At 62.8% G+C, this 6000-nt stretch carries 5 protein-coding genes and 1 pseudogene; all 6 read left to right on the top strand.

The window, feature by feature from the left end; all coding sequences use genetic code 11:
• Positions 1-335: 335 nt before the first annotated feature.
• Entirely contained in the window at positions 336-1166 is an 831-nt protein-coding gene (locus tag VOI29_RS06540; RefSeq protein ID WP_323776957.1) for a sugar ABC transporter permease, read from the top strand.
• Positions 1167-1176: 10 nt separating this feature from the next.
• Positions 1177-2007, top strand: coding sequence for a carbohydrate ABC transporter permease (locus VOI29_RS06535; protein ID WP_323776951.1), 831 nt, complete (start codon positions 1177-1179; stop codon positions 2005-2007).
• A gap of 12 nt (positions 2008-2019) precedes the next feature.
• The gene (locus VOI29_RS06530; RefSeq protein ID WP_323776949.1) at positions 2020-3024 is read left to right on the top strand and encodes an ABC transporter ATP-binding protein; all 1005 of its coding nucleotides are present in this window, start codon (positions 2020-2022) and stop codon (positions 3022-3024) included.
• 104 nt (positions 3025-3128) lie between these two features.
• Positions 3129-3320 (top strand): annotated as a pseudogene (locus VOI29_RS06525) (L-iditol 2-dehydrogenase); the annotation flags it as partial.
• A 23-nt stretch (positions 3321-3343) separates the two neighbouring features.
• Positions 3344-4834: a mannitol dehydrogenase family protein gene (locus VOI29_RS06520; RefSeq protein ID WP_323776955.1), complete on the top strand. Its 1491-nt coding sequence runs from the start codon at positions 3344-3346 to the stop codon at positions 4832-4834.
• A 4-nt stretch (positions 4835-4838) separates the two neighbouring features.
• On the top strand, positions 4839-5765 hold the full coding sequence (locus tag VOI29_RS06515) for a carbohydrate kinase (protein ID WP_323776947.1): 927 nt from the start codon (positions 4839-4841) through the stop codon (positions 5763-5765).
• Positions 5766-6000: the final 235 nt, after the last annotated feature.

The raw sequence follows: 6000 nt of genomic DNA, 5'->3' as shown, positions 1-6000 counted from the left end.
GCCGCGCTGGCCGGCCAGCAGAGCGTCGAAGAAGCGCTGGAGAAGGCCCAGGCACTGACCACTGACGAGATGGAAGCCGCAGGCTACTGATCTTCGGTACGAACTTCAGAGGGCGGCCCGATTGCCGCCCACTGACCCCGGCGGTCCCCCACTGCGCATAATCGTCCAAGGCGGCCCGCGTGCCGTCATCGGAGGAGGTACACAGAATGGCAACGCAACACCCCCAATCCGCGGAGCGTCTGGCAATGGCCAAAGCCGCGCCCACCTCGGCAGGCGAGCCAGCCGCAGAGGGGCACCAGGGCGGCACCAAACACGCCCGTACCGCAGCCCGCCTGATGATGGCACCCGCCGTCATCCTGCTGCTGGGCTGGATGCTGGTGCCGCTGACGATGACGCTCTACTTCTCGTTCAAAAAATTCCTGCCGCTGCGGGGCGGCGATCTGGGCTGGGCCGGTTTCGACAACTATGTCCGTTTCGTGTCCTCCAGCGCCTTCTGGCCCAGTGTGCAGGCGACATTGGTGATTGTTGGCGGCGTCCTGCTGATCACCGTGGTGCTGGGGGTGATGCTCGCAATCCTGCTCAACCAGCCAATGTGGGGCCGGGGCATAGTCCGCATCCTGGTGATCGCGCCCTTCTTCGTCATGCCCACCGTGTCCGCGCTGGTCTGGAAGAACATGTTCATGGACCCTGTGAACGGCTTGCTGGCCCATGTGTGGCGGGCCTTTGGCGCCGAGCCTCTGGTCTGGCTGACCGAGGCCTCGACCCAGTCCATCATCCTGATTGTCAGTTGGCAATGGCTGCCTTTTGCGACGCTGATCCTGCTGACAGCCATCCAGTCTTTGGACCGTGAACAGCTGGAAGCCGCGGAAATGGACGGCGCGCCGCCGGTGAAACGCTTTGCCTATATCACCCTGCCGCATCTGTCGCGGGCCATCACCGTGGTGGTGCTGATTCAAACGATCTTCCTGCTGTCGATATTTGCTGAAATCTTTGTCACCACCCAGGGCGCTTTTGGCACCAAGACCCTGACCTATCTGATCTTCCAGCGGGTGCTGGAAAGCCAGAACATCGGCCTGGGTTCAGCCGGAGGGGTCTATGCCATCATCCTCGCCAACATTGTTGCCATCTTCCTGATGCGCATCGTCGGCAAGAACCTGGACGCGTAAGGAGGCCCGCATGGCACGTGCAATTACATCGCAACGCAAAGCCCTGAATACTGCCCTGGCCTGGGGTGTGGGCCTGCTGATCTTCTTTCCGATCCTCTGGACCATCCTGACCAGCTTCAAGACCGAGGCCCAGGCCATCGCCGATCCGCCCGTGTTCCTGTTTTTCGACTGGACGCTGGAAAACTACTCGGTGGTGCAGGAACGGTCCAACTATGGCCGGTTTCTGTGGAATTCGATCATCATTGCCGGCGGCTCCACCATCCTCGGCATCCTCATCGCGGTGCCCGCCGCCTGGTCGATGGCCTTTGTGCCCTCCAAACGGACCAAGGACATCCTGTTGTGGATGCTTTCCACCAAGATGCTGCCCGCGGTCGGCGTACTGTATCCGATCTACCTGATCTTCATTAAAATGGGGCTGTTGGACACCAAGGCCGGACTGGTCATCGTGCTGATGCTGATCAACCTGCCGATCATCGTCTGGATGCTTTATACCTACTTCAAGGAAATCCCCGGTGAGATCCTGGAGGCCGCCCGGATGGACGGCGCGAGCCTGCGCGAAGAGGTCCTGTACATCCTGACCCCGATGGCCATTCCCGGCATCGCCTCGACGCTTCTTCTGAACGTGATCCTGGCCTGGAACGAGGCGTTCTGGACGCTCAACCTGACCGCCGCCAAGGCGGCGCCGCTCACCGCCTTCATCGCCAGCTACTCCAGCCCGGAAGGCCTGTTTTACGCCAAGCTGAGCGCAGCCTCGACCATGGCCATCGCCCCGATCCTGATCCTCGGCTGGTTCAGCCAGAAACAACTTGTCAGCGGTCTGACCTTCGGCGCTGTGAAATAAGGAGACATAGGCATGGGACGTATTACTCTGGACAAGGTCTCCAAGAGCTTTGGCGACATTGAAGTCATCCCGCCGCTGGACCTGACCATCGATGATGGCGAATTCACGGTCTTCGTTGGCCCTTCGGGCTGCGGCAAATCCACTTTGCTCCGCCTGATCGCTGGACTTGAAGACGTCACGTCGGGACAGATCCGCATCGACAAGCAGGACGCCACCCACGTGCCGCCCGCCAAGCGCGGCCTGGCGATGGTGTTCCAGTCCTACGCGCTCTATCCGCATATGTCGGTGCGCAAGAACATCGCCTTTCCCATGCGGATGGCCAAGGTCCCGGCAGAGGAGCAGAACCAGCGCATCGAGGCCGCAGCCAAAGCGCTGAACCTCACCGACTACCTGGACCGCCGTCCCGGCCAGCTGTCCGGCGGCCAGCGCCAGCGGGTCGCCATCGGCCGCGCCATCGTGCGGGAACCTTCCGCCTTCCTGTTCGACGAGCCGCTGTCGAATCTTGACGCGGCCTTGCGGGTGGGGATGCGGCTGGAAATATCCGAACTGCACGAACGTCTTGAAACCACGATGATCTATGTGACCCACGACCAGATCGAAGCCATGACCATGGCCGATAAGATCGTGGTGCTTCATGCCGGTGAGATCGAACAGGTCGGCTCGCCGCTTGAGCTGTATCACACGCCGCGCAACAAGTTCGTGGCCGGGTTCATCGGCTCCCCCAAAATGAATTTCGTCGAGGGCGCGGAGGCCGCCAAACACGGCGCCCACACCATCGGCGTCCGCCCCGAGCATATCGAGGTGTCCGGCGAGGCCGGCGCCTGGCCGGGTGTGGTCAGTGTTTCGGAACATCTGGGATCAGACACCTTCTTCCACGTTCACGACACCGGTCTGGCAGAGACCATCACCGTGCGAGCAGACGGTGAAGTCGGATTCCGCCACGGCGACCGCATCTTCATGACCCCGCGCGCCGATGTCATCCATAAGTTCGATGCCGCAGGCCTGCGGATCGCATGAAGCGGCTGGCAGGGAAAACGGCACTGATCACCGGCGGCGCCCGGGGGATGGGGCAGGACTTTGCCGGGGCTTGTGTCCGCGAAGGCGCCCGCGTGGCGATCGCCGGCATCGATTACGCGAAGTATGAAGGGAAGGCGCCCGGTCGAAAAATGCAAGAGCTGGCGCAGGCGGTGCCATACGGGCGCATGGGACGGGCGGAGGACCTGACCGGTATGGCTGTCTTTCCGGCGCCGGACGAGGCCAAGCACGTGGCCGCGCAAACCTACATCGTTGATGGCGGACAATGGATGAGCTGATGGAAAACCAGTCGGCAAACCGCATGCCGGTGCAGCTTGGCCTGGCCGCTTTGAAGGATCTGCCCGAAGGCGTTGCAGGTCCCGGGTATGACCGCGCCGCATTGACACCGGGGATTGTTCACATCGGGCTCGGCAACTTTCACCGTGCCCATCAGGCGTGGTATTTGCACCGGCTGATGCAACAGGGGCTGGCACAGGATTGGGCCATCATCGGGGCCGGGGTGCGCCCCTATGATGCCGGAATGCGGCAAAAACTGCTGGCGCAGGATTGCCTGACCGCCCTGATCGAACTGGCCCCCGGCAGCGTCTCTGCTGAGATCACCGGATCGATGATAGATTACCTGCCGATAGAAGACGGAAACGGCCCGCTGATCCGCGCCATGTCGGATCCGGCGATCCGCATCGTTTCACTGACCGTGACCGAAGGCGGCTATTACGTGGCCCCGGAAACCGGCGGGCTGGACGCCGGGCACCCTGATATCCGTCATGACGTTGCGGAGCCCTGCCGCCCGCACACTGTATTCGGGGCCATCGTGGCTGCACTGAAGAACAGGCGCAACGCCGGGGCCGGTCCGTTCACGGTTCAAAGCTGCGACAACCTGCGCGGCAACGGCAGCGCCACCCGGCAAACGGTGGTCTCGCTAGCGCGCCTCACTGACCCGGCGCTGGCGGATTGGATCGACCGGGCCTGCAGTTTCCCGGACTCGATGGTCGACTGCATCGTGCCCGCTACCGGCCCCGGCGAAATCGCCTTGGCCCGCAGGCTGGGCATTGTGGACGCCGCTCCCGTCACCCATGAAATTTACCGTCAATGGGTGATCGAGGATGATTTCTGCGCGGGCCGCCCGGACTGGGACAAGGCCGGGGCGGTGTTCACACCCTCAGTTCATGACTATGAGGTGATGAAAATCCGCATTTTGAATGCGGGCCATCAAGTGCTTGCCAATGCCGGGGAGCTGCTGTCGGTGGAGACCATCGCCGATTGCCTGGCGCATCCGCTGATTGCCGCGCTGTTCCGCAGGGTCCAGCAACAGGAGATCGCCCCCTATGTTGCGGCGGTTCCTGGAATGAAACCGCAACACTATGCCGAACTGATCGAGCGCCGTTTTTCCAACCCCGCCATCCGCGACACGGTCCGGCGGGTTGCCTTTGATGGCTGCTCCCGGCACCCGGAATTTGTTCACCCAATTCTGCGTGATGCGCTGGCGGCAGGCGGCCCGATCGCGGGCCTGAGCCTGGTTGAGGCGCTTTGGGCGCGCATGTGTGCCGGCACGCGCGAGAATGGCACCGGGATCGAGGCCAACGATCCCAATTGGGAGGCGCTGGCTGCGGCTGCCAAGGCCGCAAAGCAGCGTCCGCAAGCCTGGCTGGAACAGCACCACATCTACGGCGACCTGGCCGGCAACCAGTGGTTCGCTGCTGAGTTTTCACGCTGGCTCCAGATGATCTGGTCGGAAGGCAGCGCAGCGGCTTTGAGAAAATATGCCGGGCTGGAACCCGGCAAAAGGAATTGAATCCATGATCCTGTGTTGCGGAGAAGCCCTGATCGACATGATCCCTGCGCCAACCGTGGACGGGCCGGACGGGTTTGTGCCCCACCCCGGCGGGGCGGTGTTCAACACCGCGATTGCGCTGGGGCGGCTCGGGGTGCGTTCCGGTATGCTGACCGGCCTGTCCAGCGACATGTTCGGGCGGCAGCTGGCCGAAACGCTGAAGGCCAGCCATGTCGACACATCGCTGGTGATCCAGTCCGGCCGCCCCACCACGCTGGCCTTCGTCCGCCTCGTGGCCGGCCATGCCGCCTATTGTTTCTTTGACGAGAACTCAGCCGGGCGCATGCTGAAGCCCAGTGACATGCCGAGGCTGCCCGCAGAGGTATCAGCCCTGTTCTTCGGCGGCATCAGCCTAGCCTCGGAGCCCTGCGCCGAGGCCTATTCTGCGCTGCTGGAACGGGAAGGACCGGATCGCGCCGTCATGATTGACCCGAACATCCGGCCCCGGTTCATTCAGGACATCAAACAATACCGCGCCCGGCTGGACCGTATGGTGGCACGGGCGGATATCGTGAAGGCCTCCGACGAGGATCTGAACTGGTTGCTGCCACAACCGCTGTCGCTGGGCGGGAAAGTGTCCATTCTGTTGGAGCGGGGGCCATCCCTGCTGATCCTGACCCGTGGCGGTGAAGGTGCGACCGGTTTCCTGGCAAACGGCGGCGAAGTGCATGTGCCGGCCGTCCGGGCGCAAATTTCCGACACTGTCGGGGCCGGCGACACCTTCAACGCGGGCGTTCTTGCAAAATTGTCCGAGCTTGGCCGACTGACAAAACCGGAGCTGGCCGCCTTGCCGCCGGAAATTCTGCAGCAGGCGATGAAGCATGGTGCGAGAGTGGCAGCGGTGACGGTTTCCCGGGCCGGCGCAAACCCGCCTTGGGCCGGGGAACTGTGAATACGAACTTTCCAGCCCCTTCTGTAGCCGTGAATGTTATCGCCGCCACAAGGGATTCAATCTATGGACCCGCCGCAAGGCAGCGGACTGCGCTAAACGGCCTTGCGGCCCTGTCCCGCGCCGGTCACCGGCCTGTATGGTTGGCGGCGCTTTCGCAAGTGACACAGGCAACTTTCCGAGCTCCCTCTCCGCAATCGAAATTGGCATTCCGTCTACCAGCTGGGGCCTCCCTGCA

It is taken from the genome of Leisingera sp. (assembly GCF_034669605.1).
Classification (GTDB): Bacteria; Pseudomonadota; Alphaproteobacteria; order Rhodobacterales; family Rhodobacteraceae; genus Leisingera.
The sequence above is the reverse complement of the archived record's forward strand: the minus strand, read 5'-3'. Positions and strand labels throughout refer to the sequence as shown.

What these genes read in the sequence shown, in the direction of transcription:
- VOI29_RS06520 (WP_323776955.1), top strand. Translation starts at nt 3,344, where the DNA reads ATGCCGGTGCAGCTTGGCCTGGCCGCTTTGAAGGATCTGCCCGAAGGC.
- VOI29_RS06530 (WP_323776949.1), top strand. Translation starts at nt 2,020, where the DNA reads ATGGGACGTATTACTCTGGACAAGGTCTCCAAGAGCTTTGGCGACATT.
- VOI29_RS06515 (WP_323776947.1), top strand. Translation starts at nt 4,839, where the DNA reads ATGATCCTGTGTTGCGGAGAAGCCCTGATCGACATGATCCCTGCGCCA.
- VOI29_RS06540 (WP_323776957.1), top strand. Translation starts at nt 336, where the DNA reads ATGATGGCACCCGCCGTCATCCTGCTGCTGGGCTGGATGCTGGTGCCG.
- VOI29_RS06535 (WP_323776951.1), top strand. Translation starts at nt 1,177, where the DNA reads ATGGCACGTGCAATTACATCGCAACGCAAAGCCCTGAATACTGCCCTG.